Below are 19,209 nucleotides of genomic sequence, written 5' to 3'. Positions count from 1 at the left end.
ATTCATGTAGTCTGATTCTAGAGATAATAATGCGACTGGAAAAATGATAATGATATGGAATTATCATTCTACCAAATGATACTTACCTTAGATAAAGGCATCCTGGTGTCTCGACTAATCAATGGTAAAGCCAAATATTTAGCAGTAGCTGCAATAATTCTGTCAGGCATATCAGGTACACTATCTCTTGGTATTGTAGCCAATGCATTAACTACCTCCAGAGTCAGATTGACTAAAATAAGCCCACTAGTTCCAGCAATTAATGCAGCATCTAGCTGAGTCTTCATATGTGCTGATATGCGTCCTTTCTCCTGTAAATATACAATTTCTACTAAGCAAATTGTCGGGATATAAATAACAATTTCACCGCGATCGCATTGTTCAAAAACTTGGTTAGCAGCAGGACTAAGGCGAGGATTATCTTCTAAATACCAAATCAGCGCATGGGTGTCAGTTACTGCATTAGACATCAAATATCCTCACGAGGGAAGTTTCCCCACATTTGTTGTCTCATTAGGGCAATGTCTGACTCAGTTACATTGCTACCCCGCCATAGCCCTCTCAAAGATGAGCGCTGTTTAGGCTTAACAGTTGTCAATTCACTTTCGATTTGGGGCGCAACTTGCTCAATCAAGCGCACTTTGTCTAATAGCGAAAGCTGTTTTACTAATTCAAGAGCTTCTTTTAAAGATATTGCTTTCTCCATTTTGTCTAACCTCAGCCTTTATCAACTGCGATATCACAATCTTAGTCAAAAATAAACAAACTCGCATCAACAATCTCTAAGAATTTATCATTTTCCGCTTCTGTCTTAATAATTCTAGGCTGATATTTAGATAGTAATTGACTATAAATTTCTGGGTTAATAGTAAGGGTCATTTTTCCAGTTGTCTTTGTCATATTCTGCATGAGTCAAGACATATTTAATGTATATGACCTGCTTCTCATAATTAATACTAACGATTAAACGATATTTATTGCCTTTAATATTAAAAATTGTAAAGTTGCTAACTGCTTCCGCTTGAGGATAAACTGTTTGAACTTCTAGCAAATTTCTCCAGTTTGCTTTACTGGCAATTCCGTACCAGTCCCATACGTGCTTCACAGGAATCAGCGTGTTCTTTGCACACTTTTCGTAACTTTTTACGACTGATGATGTGCATTAAGTTATAATCTGAAGGTTTCGCAGATTTTCAGGTATGAGATTTTTGTTACTGTTAATTAAACGGAGCAAATCATCCTATGCGTGCTAAAGCTAAATCACGAATTAGCGGAACTCTGGAACTAATGTAAGCACTTATCGCGCCGGTTTCTTCGCTGGTAAGGAATTTCTTGTTTTCCAACTGCTTTAGTAACTGCTGAGTTAGTTCCGTATCATTGAATCCCAAAAGAATATTGGTCTGGGTTTCCTCAATCACAAGCCAAATCTGACGTAATATCGAAGAGTTCATCGGATATATCCCCACTGCTACAGCTTGTTCTCTGTTTAATAGCATAACATTGCTTTTGCAAATCTAAAGACAATCTTAAGATATATATTTTCCCAAAGCCTGAAAGTACGTAAAAGTTAACTAATTAGGAGCTTCCATGCGCTCTCCCGTACCGTATTTTTAAATATGGGGTTCCCTTCCCCCTTTCACGGCAGGTGCTACAACGAGGGGAAAATACGCAACGCACTGCCTCCCCTTTAACCTTCCCCCTCTTTTTCATCGCTTTCTCCTTTGCGGATAAACTGGCTCAAAATCTCACTTGGCTTCCGATCCCAGGTGTCGATATGCTCATATATGAGATTATCTGAGTTCAGTTTGTAAGTAGAGTAGCCATTAAAAAATATACGCGCTTTCCAAGGAACACGTAAAACACCGCGAACCGTCCACTTTGCTAAAATAGTATTTTCAGCTTCTTGCTGCACCTCATGGAGGTCGAAATAAATCTGCGTAAAAAATAATTGAGCGTGAAATCGTAAAGTCCAAAAGATAATGCGATAGTTTATTTTGCCTTTAAATTTATTTACTGGGTCGCTAAAATAGATATCTTGGGTATAAATGTCGTAGGAAATATCCTGCTGAAAAAGTGTTGGTAAATCGTGCTGGAGAGTTTTGATTACATCTTGGAGAGAATATTGATATTTCATGCGATCGCCCTGTAAATTTGCTCAGATAACCAACAAAAACGGTGAGATTAACCCTGTAAATATAATGATAAGATACTTCTCATAAAAATATTTTATACATATAACTTAAGTTACATTTATATAATTACCGATATGTGATAAATTCACAACTGACAAACGAAAAAAATAGTGTTTTCGAGATTTAAGTATGAGTTTCCTATCTATTCGGCGTATTGTTTTGTCTTTCTTACTGCCCGCAACTTTAACCACTGTAACTTCACTTTTTGTAATTATAAACAGTGTTAGCTCTCAACAGCTAGACACACAGCCATCAGCGACGACACCTATCAAACAAACAACTCAGCCAGTTGCGGATGTCTATATTTGGCAAGGTAATGTTAAATTCGATTTCAAAGCAGCAAAGATTAATGCCACAGCAGATAAAGCTGAAGTATTCCCTAAAGAACGTAAAGTTGTTTTAACTGGGAATGTAAGAATCCTTCAAAACGGAAAAATTCAAGAAACTGATACAGTAACGTATTTGTTTAAACAGCAAGACAAATTTAACTTAACTGCCGATAAAGTGATAGCATCAAATTTTAAGTAATCGGCACATATTTGGTAGTTATCAGCTTCAGCCCTAATACCAATTTAATATGAAGACGCATAGAAAGAACCCCACCCTAACCCTCCCCGCTTGCGGGGAGGGAACCGGATTTTCCCCTAAGAGCTTGCGGGGAGGGGCTGATCGGGGTGGGGTCAAATTATATGCAGCTTCACAAATAATTGGTATAAATAATTATTATTGCTACGAAGGCTGAAGCTTTCATTACGAAATATTTCTCCAAAAGTTAAGCAACTTCTGCGAAATTGAAGATGACTTGTTGTTAGCAACACTACTCTTATTCAAATCTGACAAAGAGGGAAATGAGGCATTCTCAGTATAAGCATTATTTTGCAATACCTTAGCGAGAGCGTTATTATTATCTCGCAAACCTTCGTAAAAAAAGAATACCTCTCCAGAAATACCGCGATCGCGGTTGTACTCGATTGCCTGCATCAGATATTCTGCACTTATTGAGTAGTTTCCCAACTTCATCAAAATTCCCGGTGCTAACCTCGGTGACATGCCTGCAAATTGCTTTTTTACCAACTGATCGATAATAGATTTGTAACTTGGGAAATCAAGGCGATAAACCTGCGGGTGGATTATATCTACTATTTTCTGTTCTAGCCATTTGGGAGAGTCTTGGAGATATTCCTTCAATGCCCAATCAGGAATATTTGGAGCCATCGACACCAAAAGGTTCGGATTTACGGCTTTAACTTTTTGATAAAGACGTGCCAAAAAATCAGTGAGAATATCTGCTCGCCATTGCAACCATTGCTTATCCTGAGGGTTTCGTGGCGGATTTTTCCGAAATGAGGAGTGATAGCGTTGCACAGTTAGTTGGTCGTAACCTCCCTCACTAGGCAAGGCTGGCAGGCGATCGTCTCCTTGAATACCATCAACATCATAATTTTTTACAACTTCTAAAACCAAGTCCAACATAAAATTTTGCACTTGGGGGTCAAGGGAATTCAGCCAATCAAAGCCGTTTTTATTAACTAAATTGCCATCGCGATCGCGTGCAGCCCATTCAGTTTTTTTCGCCAACAACATCCCCCCATTCAAATTGTAGGAACTGGCAAAGCCGTATTCAAACCAAGGAATAACTTTTAGCCCTACCCGACGTGCTTCTGCAATCACATCTGCTAATGGGTCGCGATCGGCAAAAAGCGGGTCAATTTTCACACCAAAAGTCTGCTGCATCACCTTACTAGGATATAGCGTTAGCCCCTTAGTCCAAACCACGGGAAATACTACATTAAATCCTGTCTGGGCGAGGAAATCCATCGCTTCTGCAATAAGTTCCCTTGACTTCAAAACCTGACTACCAGTAGTAGTAAGCCAAACGCCCCGCGTTTCAATTATTGTCATTTCTAAAACACCAAACTTGATGACACTGCGCCTTTTAAGGTGTGATTAATTGACGATACCGCGCCTGTATCACCATATAAATACCATAAGCTATCAAGCCCAACGCCACAATACCCAAAAGCCAGGGTCCGTATGGCTGTTGTGCTAGAGTCTGTAACGCCTCATCTAAACCTCCGGCTGCACTAGCGTCAGACTGCCTTGCGGCACTAATTAAAAACCAACCGATTATGCAGAATACTACACCTCGTGCCGCTAAACCAAATCTGCAAATTGCCATCACCCACTGGCGTTCTTTATTGCTTAACTCAGTTAAATTAAGTTCTTTACGAAATTTGCCACTAAAAGTATTATAAAACTGATAGAAACCTAAACCGATAACAAACGCTCCCGCAGTTCCAACTAACCATTGACCAAAGGGCTGAGAAAGTAAACGCGCTGTTGAATCTTCAGTGGAATTACTATTCCCACCACCGCCAGAACCCAGGATGATTTTCACAGCGGTTAAAGCTAAACTTCCATAAATAAAACCATTAGCTGCGTAACCAATTCGTTGTGCCAAACCTTTGGCATCAGTACCTTTATTTTCTGGGTCTTTAATTGCCTGTACAAAACGCCAAATTACAAAACCAATTAAGCCGATCGCAACTAAAAAAAGCAAAAATTTACCGAACGGCTGATTGACAATTGTCTGGAGAGCGCCTTTAGTATCAGTTGTTCTACCACCAGTGCCAAAAGCTGTCTGCACTGCTAGTAATCCAACAGTACCGTAAACTACTCCTTTTGATGCATAGCCAAATCGCGCCAGTCGCTCGACCCACATTGAAGTATCGCGTGTGAGCTGTTGTGTCATGGTAGTTGGGAAGAATTATGTTTATGTTTGTACCAAGTTATAAGTATGATTTGCATCTATCTTTGGGTGAATTTTTTCATGTTAATATTAAAATCTTGCTTTAATAATACTGTCTTTAAATAGAGGTGATAACACACAATACAAAATTATCATTCTGTTATATCAACCAATATTTTATTTAACCTCAATTAATTATGTCTGTAATCAAAGATTCTTGGCAGCACGAATACATTACGACTAACGGAATTAAGCTACACTATGTCACTCAGGGGGAAGGTCTATTGATGCTAATGTTGCATGGATTTCCGGAATTTTGGTACTCTTGGCGGCATCAAATACCCGAATTTGCTGCATATTATAAAGTAGTTGCTGTTGATTTGCGCGGCTACAATGAGAGCGACAAACCAAAAGAGCAATCAGCTTATGGGATGAATGAATTTGTCAAAGATGTCAAAGGTGTAATTCAAGGATTGGGATATAAAAAGTGTGTTTTAGTCGGACATGATTGGGGAGGTGCGATCGCCTGGAATTTCGCTTACGAATATCCCGCAATGGTTGAGAAATTAATCATACTCAATTTACCTCACCCAGCCAAGTTTGCCCAAGGTTTTCGCACTCCTCAACAGTTGCTACGTAGTTCTTATATCTTATTTTTCCAATTGCCTTTAATACCCGAATTATTAATTCAAATGGGAGATTATCAACCAATTGAAATGGCTTTTAAAGGTATGGCAATTAATAAAAGTGCTTTCACCAAAGCAGATATTGACGCTTACAAAGATGCCGCAGCTAAACGCGGTGCTTTAACTGCAATGTTGAACTATTACCGCAATGTTTTTCAAATGATATTGGTAAATCAAAATTGGAGTATTTTAGATGTGCCAACTTTAATGATTTGGGGAGAAAAAGATACCGCGCTGGGTAAGGAACTAACTTATGGAACAGAAGCTTATGTGAGAGACTTTCAAATCAAATATATTCCCAATTGTAGTCATTGGGTGCAGCAAGAGGAGCCTGAGTTAGTCAATCAGTATATGCGGGACTTTTTGTATCTTAAATAACAAGTAAATGAGTAATTTATTTTGGTAGAAGAGAATTGTTTTCTCTCTACCTGGATTTATTTACTATACACAAAGTCAATGGACTGCCTATTTAGGAATAAATACTCATAAATTATGCAGAATAATTTATAATATTAAAAATATTTAACAAAAGAAATTTCCGGAGGTTAACTAATCAGCCAGAACTGAAAAAGCAACAGTATTTTTCAAAATTTCATCATAGCATTTCTATTATGATTATAAAAGGAGACTTGTATCACAAATTAATTGTGTCGTCAATCTGTATCCTCAAAGAATTTAGTGAGATAATAGAAATTGTGAGGAACAGAACGGATGCAACGAGTGTTGCAAAGAGGAAGAATTATGAAACTTAAACTATTAGCAGCTTTAATCTTGGCAACTCCCCTATTTTTTGCTAATGTAGTTAATGCTAAAAATCCGCAGGATTTACAAAAACTGCTTACAACTGGGGAATGTGTTAAGTGCAATCTCTCAGGAGCCAACCTCAGTGGTGCTCATTTAATTGGTGCTGACTTGAGAGAAGCAAATCTCTCAGGAGCCAATCTCAAAGGTGCAAATCTTGAAGGTGCTGATTTAACTAGTGCGAATTTGGGTGGTGCTAACCTAACTTCAGCTTATCTTACCAATGTCGATTTTAAGCAAGCTAATCTGAATGCGGCAAATTTGACTAAAGCGACAATCCATGATTCCAATGTGTATCAGGCATCAATGAACGATCTAAATATCGCTGATGCTGACATATTTTATACAGGTATCGGTGTCGGGGGCGAAGACGCAGAGATTCCCGATTGGCGCTAAGTTGAATTTGGCTGGTATTTCAAAATACAGCAGTTTGGCGTCTAATCGAATATACGTAGAGACGTTCCACCGGAACGTCTCTACAAGTTTTGGGTTTTATATATGTACATCATTTACCCGAAATCTGCTGTAAAATACTGGCTCGCGGTTTTTGCGGGTAAGACGTTTCACCGGAACGTCTTTGGGGGTAAGACGTTCCGGTGGAACGTCTCTACTAAAAGGCGCCTATTTTTTTGTCGAATACACTCAAGTTTTCAAAGCGCTTCATTCGATACTGCATAATCGTCTAAAAGTCAAGACGATATGAAAAATAAAAATTTTGATGAAGTATGAATATTAATGCCAATCAGTTAATTGGCGATCGCAGCTTAAGATAGCTTTAATATCATGTAAAATCGGCGTTTAGACTTGTATAAGTAAGAGGAGGACTGGTTTTCGCATGATTTGTAATGATTTAAGGGCGATCGCTCTTAACTTACAGAACGCTGTATAACTACCTTCTGTAGGATTCGAGTTGGATTTATTGAAATCAACTTAAAATCCTCACTTTGAACTGAGCAAAGCTGCCTTCTAACTTATTCTTCATACTGGGTTTCTACCTTGTAGTTGATGAACTAGTGGAAACAGGCAACTATGGTGAAAGCAAACCGAAACGTTTTTGTACTCTATAATCAGTCTGGCTGATTGGTTGTAACTCTCCGGATGAGACTCACTCAACTGTAAAAATTATGGAAGCCCAAATGCAAGAATCGGAATACAAGGAAACTAAGTCCCCAGAAGCAACTATGACAGATATCAACAATCAAACAGGAACCATAACCAAAATCCAGCCCACGGTGGAAACTCAGGATCAATTGCGACAATACGGAGAACAAATTTCGCAATTTTTGGCAACCCTGCCCGAATACGTGGGAAACTTCTTCAATGACTATAAACAGCCGCTAGTTAGCATTGGTTTAATTTTAGGAGCAATTGTCAGCGTCAAGATACTCTTGGCAGTATTGGATGCTTTGAATGATATTCCTTTAGTGGCACCTAGCTTTGAGTTGATTGGCATTGGATACTCTGCCTGGTTTGTTTACCGCTATTTACTCAAAGCCTCAACTCGTCAAGAGTTAAATAGTGAAATCACAACGCTCAAATCACAAGTTGTCGGCAAAGACGCTTAAAAATTGAGCAAAGCGTGTTTTCGCTCTCCCAAAAGCCTTCAGGCTAAAGCCTGAGGCTATACAAACAAAGCCCACGAAGGTGGGCTACAAAACCCTTAATTTTACAGGGAATACTGGATTGAGTATGTGCCAGTTGCGCTCCCTACTATTGTGGCTGCTGCGATCGCACGATATTTTCAGATTTAATTGGTTGCAGCCTTCCCATTCGCACCAAACCTTGATGAACCATCGCTGCTACCTCCGCACGGGTAGCTTCTCTGTTGGGAGCAAAAGTGTCTCTGTCGGGATAATTTACCACAAGATTATTTGCTGTAGCAGCCGCTGTCTTGCCAATGGCATACTTGGGAATCTCTTTAACATCTTTGAAGATGCTTAAAGTCTTATCACCAGAAGTAGGTTCTTTCAAATTTAATCCACTGACAAGGGCTACTAAAACTTGCACTCGCGGAATTTTTTGGTCTGGTTTGAAGGTTTTGTCAGGATAACCTTTGAGAAATCCGGTGTTGATCGCTTGCTTAATTGCTGGATTTGCCCAGTAATTTGATGGGATATCGTTAAAAGCGATCGCATTCGTGGCAAGCTTATTATTGAAGGCTTGTTCTAGTATCGCTGCAAATTCAGCACGAGTTACAGGCTGATTTGGTCTAAAAGAATAATCCGGAAAACCCTTAATAATCCCACGGGAAGAAAGAACATTAATAAACCGTTTTGCCCAAAAGTCATTAGGCACATCGCTAAATGCAATTGGCGGTGGAATTGTGGACTTTTGCTCAGAGGGAGTCACCACGCGAAATGGTTCTTGAATGTTAGGAGAAGGTGACAATTGCACCTCTGGTGGTGCAGATGGAGCAACCGGAAATGGCAAAATCAGCGTCGGAATCGCTCCTGGAGATGGCGAGGGATTTACTAAAGTAGGTTCATCTACAATAACAGGTGGAGCCGACGGCACAGTATTTAAATTCGAGTTTGGATTTGGTTGTATCTGAGTCGTAGGGGGAAGCGCAACAGACGCTTCCGGAGAAGGTGAGGGCAAAATATTGAAGTTCCAGCCAGAATCCTTGCGAGAAAATGCCCAAAACAAAACCGCTCCAATAGTCGCAAAGGCAACCAGAACAGCAATGAATTCATCAAAGCCGAGGGCATTTCTTTCAGATGATTCCGGATCGTTTGGTGTATTTGTCATCGTAATTACTTTATAAAGGTAAAATTTGTATCTAAACAAATTAAGCCATAAATGACACCTTTTACACCACTGTTTTTTATTCTTGTTACCCAGGAGGTAGAATAGGTGCAGTTAGACCGACTCAAGGCAGAACCTTAGCCGGAATGCAAATTAGCGGTGGTTTTTATTATCGCGTCTTCGGGTCATTTCCAACAAATGTTAAATGATACAAAGCGCAAGAGTTTCACGAAGATAGCACGATGAAAGATTCATCGAATAAACCTATGCAATTAGAAGACTATTTCAACTTTCTCGCCCCCAACGACATCCGACTCAAAGGTTCGCGCATCGGCATAGAAACTATTTTGTACGAATACATCTACCGCGCCCGAACTCCTGAAGAAATAGCCAACATTTACACATCCCTCACTTTAGAACAAGTTTACGCCACAATTCTCTATTACTTGCATAACAAAGAAGCTGTAAGCAAATACATCGCCGACTGGCTAGAGTGGGGACGCCAGCAACGAAAAGCCCAAGCAGCAAATCCTCATCCCGCAGTCGAACGACTTAGAAAACTCAAAGCTGAACTCGCGGCAAAAAACAAAGCCCATGACGCTGAAATACTTAATGGATGAAAATGTCGATCCAGTTTATGCCCAGCAATTGGGTAATTACCGCTTATTTGGATGTCGTTTATATTATGAATATCATGAGTGAGTAGGAAGAAAGAATAATTAACCGCAGATGAACGCAGATGAACGCAGATGAATCTCTGGTTCACAATAGAGATAGTGAAATCTTATCAAAACCCAATTTTATGCAAACCTCTAAGGCAACTATTCCGACAAATATTGACATAAAAAATTTGTGGCAGTTCTGGAATTAGTTTATAAAAAATTGCATCTATTTTCAGAGGTTTAAAATATTACATGACAGATTCCCGACTTATTTAATAAGTTGGGAATCTTGTGCTACGCCAATTATTTATATTTTTACATCTCTTCTAAAACTTTTCTTACTTCCTCTATATCTAGTTCTAAACGTTCAGCAATTTGTTGAACAGTTAATCCTAGTTCCAGGAAAATTGGTATCATTTTCAATTTTATTTCTAGTTTTCCTTCTTCCTTACCTTCTTCTCTACCTTCTGCTTTTGCTTCTTCTCTACCTTCTTGCCTACCTTCTTCTCTACCTTCTGCTTTTGCTTCTTGATAAACTCTAGTTTCTTTAAGTATGTTTAAGTTCAGCATGGTTTCTATCTCCTCGCGGCTTAAGTTAGGAAACTTGTAGACTACGATTGTCTCTATAAATTCTAGAACTTTTCTTTGAATAAGAGTGTCTGTCAATTCCCACGTCGTCCGCAATGAGTAGACGTACTGTCTCTAACCCTCTTTTATAACTCTGGAGAGAGAATAATAAGAAGCCCTGACGATTAAAATCGCGGCTACATAAACAAAGTCCGCCTACGCGGACTAATCTGAAAATAGGGTTTCAAATTTAATCTGGCGATAGTAATAAAAGAGCGCTAATTTTTATGTTAAAGCGACATCCAAAAATGACATTAATTTGCTAAAACTTAGCACAATAATCTTGACATGGGAATTTGGGAAAAGCGACATTAATGTGCGAATAGCGACATATAATTTGGCAATTGACAACAGTTAATCCAAGTTTTGCAAACCCATCGCAATCTTACTATGCTTTTCAATCTGCCCCATTACTTGTTTTGCCCGTTGAATCACCACCGCAGGTAAACCAGCTAATCTTCCCGCTTCAATACCATAAGACTTATCAGCGCCTCCTGGCTGAACTTGATGCAAAAAGATAATTTGGTCGGGTAACTCCTTCACCGTTACCTGATAATTAGCAACATTCGGTAACATTGTCGCTAACTCATTCAACTCATGGTAATGTGTAGCAAAAATTGATCGCGCTCGAATATCCACCGCTAAATATTCCGCCACCGCCCAAGCAATGGAAAGACCGTCAAAAGTCGCCGTACCCCGTCCAATTTCATCTAACAATACAAGCGATCGCGAAGTCGCATGATTAAGAATATTCGCCGTTTCATTCATCTCCACCATAAAAGTAGATTGACCCGTCGCCAAATCATCCACCGCACCTACCCGCGTAAAAATGCGATCGCACACTCCCAACTTAGCTTCATAAGCCGGCACAAAACTACCAATTTGCGCCATAAGTTGTATTAAGCCCACCTGCCTCAAATAACAACTCTTACCACTCGCATTCGGACCCGTAAGAATGATTAAATCAGGATGGGGAGAGGGAGAAGAATTCCCCTTGTCTTCCTCCTTCGTGTCCTTCGTGCCTTCGCGGTTCGTTCCTCCAAGCTGCGTCGAATTCGGCACAAAAAACCCAGCAGGCAAAGACTGTTCCACCACCGGATGACGCCCATCCACAATCAAAATCTCCCTTCCTGCAACCATCTCTGGACGACAGAAACCTTGATGTACACCCAACTCAGCCAAACCGCACAACACATCTGCTGCTGCTACCGCACGGGAAAGAATGCGAATTACCTCTGCATGTGTCCCCACCTCATCACGCAAAGCTGTAAAAATCTCATATTCCAACTGATTTAAATCATCTCGTGCCGTGAGAATTCTTGCTTCTCGTTCCTTCAACTCCGGGGTAATGTAACGTTCCTCATTCGTCAGGGTTTGCTTGCGGATATAGTTACTAGGGACAGAATCCGCCTTAGCACGAGAAATACTAATATAATATCCAAAAGTCTTATTAAAACCTACCTTCAGCGTGGGAATTCCCGTCTTTGCTCTTTCGTCAACTTCCAAATTAGCAATCCATTGCCGATCGCTTTCCACAGTGATTTTTTGCTCATCCAATAGAGCATTCACACCTTGACGAATCAACCCACCTTCAGTTAAATATATCGGTGGTGACTCCACCAAATGTGCGTGTAACTTTTCTGCCAACTCTGACAAAACAGGCGGCACTTTCTGCAAAGCTTTCAAAAAGGGAGAATGCGTATCAGCCACCAAGCTTGCTAAATCTGGTAAACGAGCTAAAGAATCAGCCAAAGCCACCAAATCTCGCGCATTTGCCGTACCAGAACCGGCGCGTCCCGTCAATCGTTCCAAGTCATAAATTTGACGTAACAATTGCCGCAATTCTTTACGCAGAGGTGTATTTTCGATTAACTCTGCGATGGTATCTTGCCGCGCTCGAATGCCTTTAATATCGAGTAGGGGTTGCAACAACCATCTTCTCAAAGCGCGTCCACCCATCGCCGTACTGGTTCTATCCAACGCCCAAAGTAAAGAACCATGAAAGGTGCCATCGCGGACGGTTTGCGTAATTTCCAGGTTACGGCGAGTTTGATTGTCAACAATTAAATAATCAGTAATTGTATATGTGCGTAAAGCTTGTAGGAAAACCGGATGTTCTTTTTGAGTATCTTCGAGGTATTCTAAAAGACCACCAGCAGCACGAACTGCGAGGGGAAGATGATCGCAACCTAAACCTTCAAGCGATCGCACTTTGAATTTATGTAATAATTTGGCTCTTGCTTCACCTTGAGAAAATGGAACTTGCGATCGCAAAGCATAACAAAATGAAGGTGGCAAACATTCTGGCAGATATTCCGATTTTTCCCCAGGACGCAGTAAACTACCCAAATCTGGCGCATTTGTCGGAATTAGCACTTCTGAAGGTTGCAAGCGCATTAACTCTTGTGTCAGATGTTCTAAATTACTGGCTTGGGTTGTGAGAAATTCCCCAGTTGATATATCTGCGTAAGCCAAACCCCAATGTTCCCCAGCAATTACCACAGCGGCAAGGTAATTATTGCGACTTGCTTTCAACATTCCATCTTCCAACAAAGTACCGGGGGTAAGGATGCGGGTAATTTCCCGACGTACCAACCTTCCAGCAGCTTCCGCAGCATCTTCCACTTGGTCGCATATTACCACAGCGTAGCCTTTTTCCACCAGCAGCGTCGCGTAGCGTTCCCAAGAGTGATGCGGTACACCAGACATTGCCACTCGTCCTTGTTCTCCAGCTTGCTTGCTCGTCAGGACAAGTTCTAACTGCTGCGCTAGCGTCACCGCATCTTCAAAGTAACATTCAAAAAAATCTCCGACCCGATACAGTAACATCGCGTGAGGATATTTTTCCTTCGTCTCTATATAATGCTGGTACATTTGACTGAGCTTACTCCGATCCACCGCTCGATGGTCAGAGATAAATGTACTGGCATCGTGTTTGCTGGATGGGGTTGCAGAGTGAGAAGCAGTCATAGATGCTTAGTTATACGCACGGAAATTGCACAGTAATTAATGATAACCTGTTGTTAGTTGGGAATGCACATTGCTCAAAGTTTATTCATCTTTCGCCGAGGTGTCGGCGCTGGGGTAGATGGCTGATATGCTTTGAGTCCATCATCACCCGTGAGAATTTCCACCTGAAAACCGCTTTTGGCATAGTACTCCGCTACAGTTTTGATTGTGGCATCCCCGATAGAAATCTGTTGCACAGCCAATTTAGACCATTCAACCGCTAACTTTTTCAGTCCTTCTGCGTCCCAAAATTCCGACTGTTCAGTAAAAGCAGCCCAAGGTGTTATTGCGTCCGCTGCTTTCATCATCAATTCAGCTAAAGCTTGAGCCATTTCATATCGCTTTGATTTAGCTTGGGAAATGTGATTACCAGTTTCTATAATAGCCGCCAAAGGTAGTACAAAAGTTGTCGATTCTTGTTCTTCTTTTTGCAAAAGCGCATCAACTCGCTTTTTATTCCACTTATTATTATCGTTTCCACAAGTATCTTTACCAGCAACTTCCAAATAAACGCATAGTATAGACGTATCAATAATAAGAACTTTCTTCATTGCGGATATTAAGTAGCAGCAAGGCTTCTTTCAATAGCACCCTTAGTTGCTAGTTTACCTAATGTACCTGATGCCAGTAATTTAGGAAGGTTATCAATGTCTTCTAAAAGAGTCAGCTTACTTTCTCCAGTTTCCGAATCGCGATGTGCAATAACCACAAATTGCACTATCTCTGGTCCCAAAGCATCAAGCAAAGCTGGGTTATGGGTGGTAATTAAAATATCGATTTTTCTTTTGGTGCCAATCTCTCGCAGCATTTTTACTAGCAATTCTGCGCGAGAAGGATGAAGACCATTATCTATTTCTTCAATTATTAGTTGACTACCTTCTGGTCGGGTTAGTAGTGCTGCAAGAATTGCGATAAATCTTAAAGTTCCATCCGACATACTTCTAGCGTCAATTTCTATGGTATAACCAGGTTTCCAAAGTTCCTCACAGTAAAGCATGGCATCTGTACCAAATCTGCCTACCTTTTCTGCCCAGATTCTTTGAATATCTTTTTCAGGTAAATCTTTCACGTATGTAGATAGAGTTAATTCTACATCAGATTTTTCTGCATCCGGCAATCCTGCTAATACACCAGCAATATTAGATGCGTCACTTTCAATGCTCTCAGAAAGTCGGGAATAATCCCGCATTTTAGAAGCAATTGGATTTAGAACAAAAATATTTTCGATTGACTGAAGAACTGTATTAATTTCATTGCTTATGTGTTCGGAAAAATTAATCACTCTTAAATCATTTAAAATTGAACCTCGATGGTGAAACCTTTTGGTTAAAGGAATTTTTGTTTTTTCATTTGTAAAAATTGCGGAAATACTTGGTATTCCATTTGAGCCTAAAGTAAATCTAAGCAAGTAATTTTGATTATTTGTTTGTGGATTAGGAACAGTATTTTTTTGGCGAGTAATATATTCATCCAAAACCTGAATAAATGGTTTTGTTTGTACTGTGATACTGTAAAGATAATCCGTTTTCTCATCTTTACCTTGAACTAGTGCCTTTAATGTAAATTGAGTTTTCGGTTTAAGGGCAGCCCATTCTACACCACCGCGAATAGATGGAAATGTTTTATCTCCTGCTAAAGCAGCCTCAATATCTTCACCTCTAATTATTCTTTGTAAAAATTCCAAAGCTTCAACTACATTAGATTTGCCGCTGGCATTTGTACCAATAAGCACAGTTAATTGATCAATTGGAAGTTCTGCGTAACGGAAACTTTTCCAATTTTCTAAAATGAGTTGCTTTAGCATAATCAACTCCAAAAACTTTCAGATTTTACTTTTATTATCACTTTACAATAACAACTTCAGAATTACAGCAGATTGCGTTGTTATTAAATACACGTAGAGACGTAGCAATGCTACGTCTCTACAAGGAGAGGGGTTTTAGGCATGTACTTCCTAAGGAGTGAAATTTGCTGTATCTTGTACGGCACAGCGAAACAGCCTTGGTAGCGGAGACACATCTAAAGCATAATTTTGAGATAAGGGTGTGGGGTAACGTAGACTTATGGCAAAAGTTGCGAATATGCTGTTTGATGAATTAGTGAAAGCGATCGCGTTACAAGGAGACTAACTAGAGTGAAATTAATATTCGATCCACCGATTCTAGTGAAAATCCAAAAGATGAAGGAACGAGTGCGATGGAATCATTCCAGTATTATCTCACGCTTAATTGACCAAACTAGCATGGTTTTGGATGACGGTAGAGACGATAGCCCAGAATTTTCTTTTATGGTTATCGGTGATACTGGCACAAAGTCCCATTATGGCGAACATCCTCAACGTAAAATTGCCGAATTAATGCTTCTTCATCGCGATTCTTGCCGCTTTGTCTTGCATACGGGGGATGTAATTTATACGGTGGGTTCCCAAGAGTATTATTCCTCAAACTTTATTGAGCCTTACCGCGAGTTTTTGCAGGGTGGCGAGAATCCTAAAAACATTCGTTACGATCGCATGGTCTTTAATTTACCAATATTACCTGTCCTTGGCAATCACGATTACTACGATGTACCGTTGATGTATCGCTTGCTGACAGGGACAATGCAACCCCTACGTCGTATGTTACGCCATTCAGATATGGAGATTGGCTGGCATGGTTCCTATCAAGGCAATGCTTATGCAAAAGCATTTCTTGATTATTTGAATGCGATCGCTTCTCCTAAAGAATTAGAACGTCACCTCGACACTCATTATACGGCAAAAAGTGACACCGGGCGATGTTTGCGTTATCAACCCGGACATTTTACCCGCTTGCCCAACCGTTATTATACGTTTCGTTACGGCGGTATTGACTTTTTTGCTCTCGACTCGAATACTTTTAATGAACCATTACCGCTGCCGGCAACCAAAGAAGGGGAAATTAATCGGCGCGAATTAGAAAAACGTCGGCGGGAGATAGACCAAGAAGAATCAGAGATTTTGAGAATATGCAATCGCCTGAATCCAGATATCCCCAAACAAGCAGAACAACTTGATGAACTCAGTGCCAAGTTAGAGGAAATCAGCCAAATCAAACTTGACATTGAGAAACAACTCACATCTGACAAACCGTCTGCTATCGACTTTGAACAACTCGAATAGACATCTCCAAAATAGAATCATTTTCTGGTAAAAGAGTATAAAATTCTCTTTTTCCAACAAAAACATGAGTGGCATACTGAGTTATATTCAAGACAACCCCCAAGAAACACAGCGATTAATAGGTGTAAAATATGAGCAACTAGAACAACTAATAAAACAGGCGATCGCCTTACACACTGAAAAGCAACAGAAAATAGAAGTTGAGAAAATTAGAATTATAAATAAAGGTGGTGGTCGGAAAGTAAAATTATCTAACGAAGACCAAATTCTTTTAACTTTGACGTATTTAAGACATCTGACAACGTTTCAATTATTAGGTATACAGTTTGGAGTGAGTGAATCAACCGCCAACGATACATTTAATTACTGGTTTCCCCTGTTACAGGAACTATTACCATCAAGTTTACTTGAACAAGTAAAAAAAAACGCAAGTGACTATGAGATAGTGCAAGAAATTTTAACCGATTATGAACTTATAGTGGATAGCGCCGAACAGCCTAGAGAGAGACCGGAAGAGTATAAAGAGCAAAAAAAGTATTACTCTGGTAAGAAGAAAAATCATACATTTAAAAACCAAATTACTGTTCTACCTGATGGGAAAGATATTGTTGATATAATTGCGGGACAAGCAGGACCAAAAAGTGACATAACTTTGTTTAGGCAAGGAAAAAAAAGCTTTAATAAAAATCAAAAATTTCAAGGAGATAAAGGTTATGAAGGAGAACCATCAATTAAAGTTCCGACCAAAAAACCAAAAAAAGGAGAATTGACATTGTCACAAAAATTGAAAAATAAAGAACTAGCCTCTGAAAGAATATTTGTCGAACATTTAATTCGTATGATTAAGATATTTAGAGTCGCTTCGGAAAGATTTAGATTAAATCCAAGTAAATATGAAAAAATAATCATGACGATATGTGGACTTGTAAGATTCCGAATAGGAACCTTAGTATTTTGAATATAAAATACTGCTATTTTTCCTGCTTATGATTAGCGCACATAGGTACTTACTTTTGCCTTATTATCGACATAAACTGTCTCAAACCCTGATTTTAGCGTTGAGAGTGGCTGATATTTGCAATTGGCGATCGCCCGTTGAAAGCCAGTCATAGAAAGGTATTAGTATTTTTCGGAGATGTCTAATGGTTAAAACAAAGATTAATTGAATCTTGGCATACTTCAGACGTGCGCGGACGTATAATTTATTTTCACCATCCGCCCTACGTTACTGAAAACAGTAAATGGCATCAAGCAGAAACATTAGCGGTGCGTCGTCACTTGCGTGCTTGTTTTGATGCGGTTGCCCTGCAAGTTGGTTCCCTGACTCAAGGACGTTCCATAGTCGATTTAATTTTAAACGGTCACGCCCACTGCTTTGAATATCTCCGCACCGCTGATACTGGATACGCAGACTCGCACATCAACTGCATTATTAGTGGTGGTAGCGGTCATTTTCCCCGTCGCCAACGCCAAGAGGGAACAGAATTGATGGAAACTTTTGAGGACATTGACGGCAGTCCTAGCCGGAAAATTGCGGATTCGTTACTTTTTGTTGGTCGCGAAGACTACGAACTACACAGTCGAATGGCTTACTCATTCGTGCGAATTGATGTACAATCCGGTTCCCCACCCAAGTTTATCATTAGACCGTTTGTCACCGAGCGCGTTGGAGAAAATTGGTGCGATCGCGCTTTGGAGGCGTTTGTAATTTAAAAGAGACGTTCCACTGGAACGTCTCTACGAGGGATGCGACGTTTTTGTTACTGTTAATTAAACGGGCATGATATCAGATAATGAAACTTAAATTAAAAGATAAATTTGTACTTTTAACGGTAAGCATCCTACTAATACTGTCCTTCTGGCTGCTTAACCCTACCCTGTCACCAATTGCAGTTACCCCAGCCGCAACATATCAACAAAAGTCTGTCCATAGCCCAGATGGGATCGGCAAATTCTACCAAGGACGAGAAATAGCCCAAGTTATGGGACACACCGGCGCCTCATGGCTAGAAAGACCAAGCCGGGAGGCTGAAGAACAGCCTAGTAAGATTATAAATGCGATCGACCTCAAGCCTAACGATGTCGTTGCAGACATTGGCGCAGGTACAGGTTATTTAAGCTTTCGCATCGCACCTTTAATTCCCAAAGGAAAGGTGTTTGCTGTGGATATTCAGCCAGAAATGTTAAATATTATTAAATCTTTGAAAAAAGATAAAAATATCAGCAACGTTGAACCGATTTTAGCAACGGTGAATAACCCCAACCTACCGCTTGAAAGTGTAGATTTGGCGATAATGGTCGATGCTTACCACGAATTTGAATATCCCTTAGAAGTCATGCAAGGAATTGTCAGCGCCCTCAAACCTGGTGGTAGAGTTGTTTTGGTTGAATATCGGGGCGAAAATCCCTTTGTCATGATTAAAGCTTTGCACAAGATGACTCAGAAACAAGTAAAAAAAGAAATGCAAGCTGTTGGTTTGCTTCACCGCGAAACCAAAAACTTGCTACCACAGCAGCATCTAATGGTGTTTGAAAAGCCCCAGACATGAATCTGTGCCTTTAGAATAACTGCTTTGTCTTTCTTGAAAGTTTATTAATA

Annotated in this window: 19 protein-coding genes and 3 pseudogenes; 9 read left to right on the top strand and 13 right to left on the bottom strand. The window is 40.0% G+C overall.

The window, feature by feature from the left end; all coding sequences use genetic code 11:
• Positions 1-68 precede the first annotated feature (68 nt).
• From TOL9009_RS0128885 to TOL9009_RS0128860, 6 genes and pseudogenes are all read right to left on the bottom strand, one after another.
• On the bottom strand, positions 69-470 hold the full coding sequence (locus TOL9009_RS0128885; RefSeq protein WP_029636812.1) for a type II toxin-antitoxin system VapC family toxin: 402 nt from the start codon (positions 468-470) through the stop codon (positions 69-71).
• The gene (locus TOL9009_RS0128880) at positions 470-706 is read right to left on the bottom strand and encodes a hypothetical protein (protein ID WP_029636810.1); all 237 of its coding nucleotides are present in this window, start codon (positions 704-706) and stop codon (positions 470-472) included. The genes TOL9009_RS0128885 and TOL9009_RS0128880 overlap by 1 nt, the downstream gene beginning before the upstream one ends.
• A gap of 41 nt (positions 707-747) precedes the next feature.
• Entirely contained in the window at positions 748-879 is a 132-nt protein-coding gene (locus TOL9009_RS43955; protein ID WP_260675958.1) for a hypothetical protein, read from the bottom strand.
• Positions 863-1,163: pseudogene (locus TOL9009_RS40810) on the bottom strand (type II toxin-antitoxin system HigB family toxin). The gene TOL9009_RS43955 and the pseudogene TOL9009_RS40810 overlap by 17 nt, the downstream one beginning before the upstream one ends.
• A 72-nt stretch (positions 1,164-1,235) precedes the next feature.
• Complete coding sequence (locus TOL9009_RS0128865; protein WP_038297746.1) at positions 1,236-1,451, bottom strand: hypothetical protein; 216 nt, start codon at positions 1,449-1,451, stop codon at positions 1,236-1,238.
• A 236-nt stretch (positions 1,452-1,687) separates the two neighbouring features.
• Entirely contained in the window at positions 1,688-2,134 is a 447-nt protein-coding gene (locus TOL9009_RS0128860) for a DUF2358 domain-containing protein (RefSeq protein WP_029636807.1), read from the bottom strand.
• A 187-nt stretch (positions 2,135-2,321) separates the two neighbouring features.
• Here TOL9009_RS0128860 and TOL9009_RS40805 point away from each other — a divergent pair, with 187 nt between their 5' ends.
• A complete protein-coding gene (locus TOL9009_RS40805; protein ID WP_038296672.1) occupies positions 2,322-2,720 on the top strand; it encodes an LptA/OstA family protein in 399 nt (132 codons plus the stop codon).
• Positions 2,721-2,942: 222 nt separating this feature from the next.
• Here TOL9009_RS40805 and TOL9009_RS0128850 read toward each other — a convergent pair whose 3' ends face one another.
• Together TOL9009_RS0128850 and TOL9009_RS0128845 are read right to left on the bottom strand one after the other, a co-directional pair.
• Entirely contained in the window at positions 2,943-4,094 is a 1,152-nt protein-coding gene (locus TOL9009_RS0128850) for a glycoside hydrolase family 10 protein (protein WP_029636806.1), read from the bottom strand.
• Between the two features lie 34 nt (positions 4,095-4,128).
• Positions 4,129-4,944 (bottom strand): DUF1206 domain-containing protein, encoded by an 816-nt coding sequence (locus TOL9009_RS0128845; protein WP_029636804.1) that lies wholly within the window; start codon positions 4,942-4,944, stop codon positions 4,129-4,131.
• Between the two features lie 194 nt (positions 4,945-5,138).
• On the opposite strand from TOL9009_RS0128845, the gene TOL9009_RS0128840 reads away from it, so the two are divergent.
• The 3 genes from TOL9009_RS0128840 (at position 5,139) to TOL9009_RS0128830 (ending at position 7,993) form a co-directional block, all read left to right on the top strand.
• Positions 5,139-6,005, top strand: coding sequence for an alpha/beta fold hydrolase (locus TOL9009_RS0128840; RefSeq protein WP_029636802.1), 867 nt, complete (start codon positions 5,139-5,141; stop codon positions 6,003-6,005).
• A 363-nt stretch (positions 6,006-6,368) separates the two neighbouring features.
• Positions 6,369-6,824: a pentapeptide repeat-containing protein gene (locus TOL9009_RS0128835; RefSeq protein WP_029636800.1), complete on the top strand. Its 456-nt coding sequence runs from the start codon at positions 6,369-6,371 to the stop codon at positions 6,822-6,824.
• Between the two features lie 728 nt (positions 6,825-7,552).
• Positions 7,553-7,993, top strand: a complete 441-nt coding sequence (locus TOL9009_RS0128830; protein ID WP_038296671.1) for a CAAD domain-containing protein — start codon at positions 7,553-7,555, stop codon at positions 7,991-7,993.
• 145 nt (positions 7,994-8,138) lie between these two features.
• Here the strand turns inward: TOL9009_RS0128830 and TOL9009_RS0128825 are convergent, their stop codons facing one another.
• Positions 8,139-9,176 (bottom strand): S-layer homology domain-containing protein, encoded by a 1,038-nt coding sequence (locus TOL9009_RS0128825; RefSeq protein ID WP_029636796.1) that lies wholly within the window; start codon positions 9,174-9,176, stop codon positions 8,139-8,141.
• A gap of 263 nt (positions 9,177-9,439) precedes the next feature.
• Between TOL9009_RS0128825 and TOL9009_RS0128820 the strand changes: the two genes are divergently transcribed.
• Positions 9,440-9,793: a DUF433 domain-containing protein gene (locus TOL9009_RS0128820; protein WP_029636793.1), complete on the top strand. Its 354-nt coding sequence runs from the start codon at positions 9,440-9,442 to the stop codon at positions 9,791-9,793.
• A 357-nt stretch (positions 9,794-10,150) separates the two neighbouring features.
• Here TOL9009_RS0128820 and TOL9009_RS0128805 read toward each other — a convergent pair whose 3' ends face one another.
• The 4 genes from TOL9009_RS0128805 to TOL9009_RS0128790 all read right to left on the bottom strand — a co-directional run bounded on the left by TOL9009_RS0128805 (position 10,151) and on the right by TOL9009_RS0128790 (position 15,275).
• On the bottom strand, positions 10,151-10,501 hold the full coding sequence (locus TOL9009_RS0128805; protein WP_072022176.1) for a DUF2887 domain-containing protein: 351 nt from the start codon (positions 10,499-10,501) through the stop codon (positions 10,151-10,153).
• A 315-nt stretch (positions 10,502-10,816) separates the two neighbouring features.
• A complete protein-coding gene (mutS, locus tag TOL9009_RS0128800) occupies positions 10,817-13,432 on the bottom strand; it encodes a DNA mismatch repair protein MutS (protein WP_029636790.1) in 2,616 nt (871 codons plus the stop codon).
• A gap of 74 nt (positions 13,433-13,506) precedes the next feature.
• Positions 13,507-14,022: a hypothetical protein gene (locus TOL9009_RS0128795; RefSeq protein ID WP_029636789.1), complete on the bottom strand. Its 516-nt coding sequence runs from the start codon at positions 14,020-14,022 to the stop codon at positions 13,507-13,509.
• An 8-nt stretch (positions 14,023-14,030) separates the two neighbouring features.
• Positions 14,031-15,275 (bottom strand): AAA family ATPase, encoded by a 1,245-nt coding sequence (locus tag TOL9009_RS0128790; RefSeq protein WP_029636788.1) that lies wholly within the window; start codon positions 15,273-15,275, stop codon positions 14,031-14,033.
• 330 nt (positions 15,276-15,605) lie between these two features.
• On the opposite strand from TOL9009_RS0128790, the pseudogene TOL9009_RS40800 reads away from it, so the two are divergent.
• From TOL9009_RS40800 to TOL9009_RS0128770, 4 genes and pseudogenes are all read left to right on the top strand, one after another.
• Positions 15,606-16,607 (top strand): annotated as a pseudogene (locus TOL9009_RS40800) (metallophosphoesterase family protein); the annotation flags it as partial.
• Positions 16,608-16,674: 67 nt separating this feature from the next.
• A complete protein-coding gene (locus TOL9009_RS0128780) occupies positions 16,675-17,568 on the top strand; it encodes a transposase family protein (RefSeq protein WP_029636786.1) in 894 nt (297 codons plus the stop codon).
• A gap of 185 nt (positions 17,569-17,753) precedes the next feature.
• Positions 17,754-18,323 (top strand): annotated as a pseudogene (locus TOL9009_RS0128775) (metallophosphoesterase); the annotation flags it as partial.
• 80 nt (positions 18,324-18,403) lie between these two features.
• Entirely contained in the window at positions 18,404-19,159 is a 756-nt protein-coding gene (locus TOL9009_RS0128770) for a class I SAM-dependent methyltransferase (RefSeq protein WP_029636782.1), read from the top strand.
• The last annotated feature ends 50 nt before the right edge of the window (positions 19,160-19,209 follow it).

The sequence above is a fragment of the [Scytonema hofmanni] UTEX 2349 genome (genome assembly GCF_000582685.1).
Lineage (GTDB): Bacteria > Cyanobacteriota > Cyanobacteriia > Cyanobacteriales > Nostocaceae > Hassallia > Hassallia hofmanni.
This window is presented reverse-complemented; position numbering and strand designations above follow the sequence as displayed.

Coding starts and splice junctions, on each gene's coding strand:
- TOL9009_RS0128885 (WP_029636812.1), bottom strand. CDS start 470: ATGTCTAATGCAGTAACTGACACCCATGCGCTGATTTGGTATTTAGAA.
- TOL9009_RS0128880 (WP_029636810.1), bottom strand. CDS start 706: ATGGAGAAAGCAATATCTTTAAAAGAAGCTCTTGAATTAGTAAAACAG.
- TOL9009_RS43955 (WP_260675958.1), bottom strand. CDS start 879: ATGACCCTTACTATTAACCCAGAAATTTATAGTCAATTACTATCTAAA.
- TOL9009_RS0128865 (WP_038297746.1), bottom strand. CDS start 1,451: ATGAACTCTTCGATATTACGTCAGATTTGGCTTGTGATTGAGGAAACC.
- TOL9009_RS0128860 (WP_029636807.1), bottom strand. CDS start 2,134: ATGAAATATCAATATTCTCTCCAAGATGTAATCAAAACTCTCCAGCAC.
- TOL9009_RS40805 (WP_038296672.1), top strand. CDS start 2,322: ATGAGTTTCCTATCTATTCGGCGTATTGTTTTGTCTTTCTTACTGCCC.
- TOL9009_RS0128850 (WP_029636806.1), bottom strand. CDS start 4,094: ATGACAATAATTGAAACGCGGGGCGTTTGGCTTACTACTACTGGTAGT.
- TOL9009_RS0128845 (WP_029636804.1), bottom strand. CDS start 4,944: ATGACACAACAGCTCACACGCGATACTTCAATGTGGGTCGAGCGACTG.
- TOL9009_RS0128840 (WP_029636802.1), top strand. CDS start 5,139: ATGTCTGTAATCAAAGATTCTTGGCAGCACGAATACATTACGACTAAC.
- TOL9009_RS0128835 (WP_029636800.1), top strand. CDS start 6,369: ATGAAACTTAAACTATTAGCAGCTTTAATCTTGGCAACTCCCCTATTT.
- TOL9009_RS0128830 (WP_038296671.1), top strand. CDS start 7,553: ATGGAAGCCCAAATGCAAGAATCGGAATACAAGGAAACTAAGTCCCCA.
- TOL9009_RS0128825 (WP_029636796.1), bottom strand. CDS start 9,176: ATGACAAATACACCAAACGATCCGGAATCATCTGAAAGAAATGCCCTC.
- TOL9009_RS0128820 (WP_029636793.1), top strand. CDS start 9,440: ATGCAATTAGAAGACTATTTCAACTTTCTCGCCCCCAACGACATCCGA.
- mutS (WP_029636790.1), bottom strand. CDS start 13,432: ATGACTGCTTCTCACTCTGCAACCCCATCCAGCAAACACGATGCCAGT.
- TOL9009_RS0128795 (WP_029636789.1), bottom strand. CDS start 14,022: ATGAAGAAAGTTCTTATTATTGATACGTCTATACTATGCGTTTATTTG.
- TOL9009_RS0128790 (WP_029636788.1), bottom strand. CDS start 15,275: ATGCTAAAGCAACTCATTTTAGAAAATTGGAAAAGTTTCCGTTACGCA.
- TOL9009_RS0128780 (WP_029636786.1), top strand. CDS start 16,675: ATGAGTGGCATACTGAGTTATATTCAAGACAACCCCCAAGAAACACAG.
- TOL9009_RS0128770 (WP_029636782.1), top strand. CDS start 18,404: ATGAAACTTAAATTAAAAGATAAATTTGTACTTTTAACGGTAAGCATC.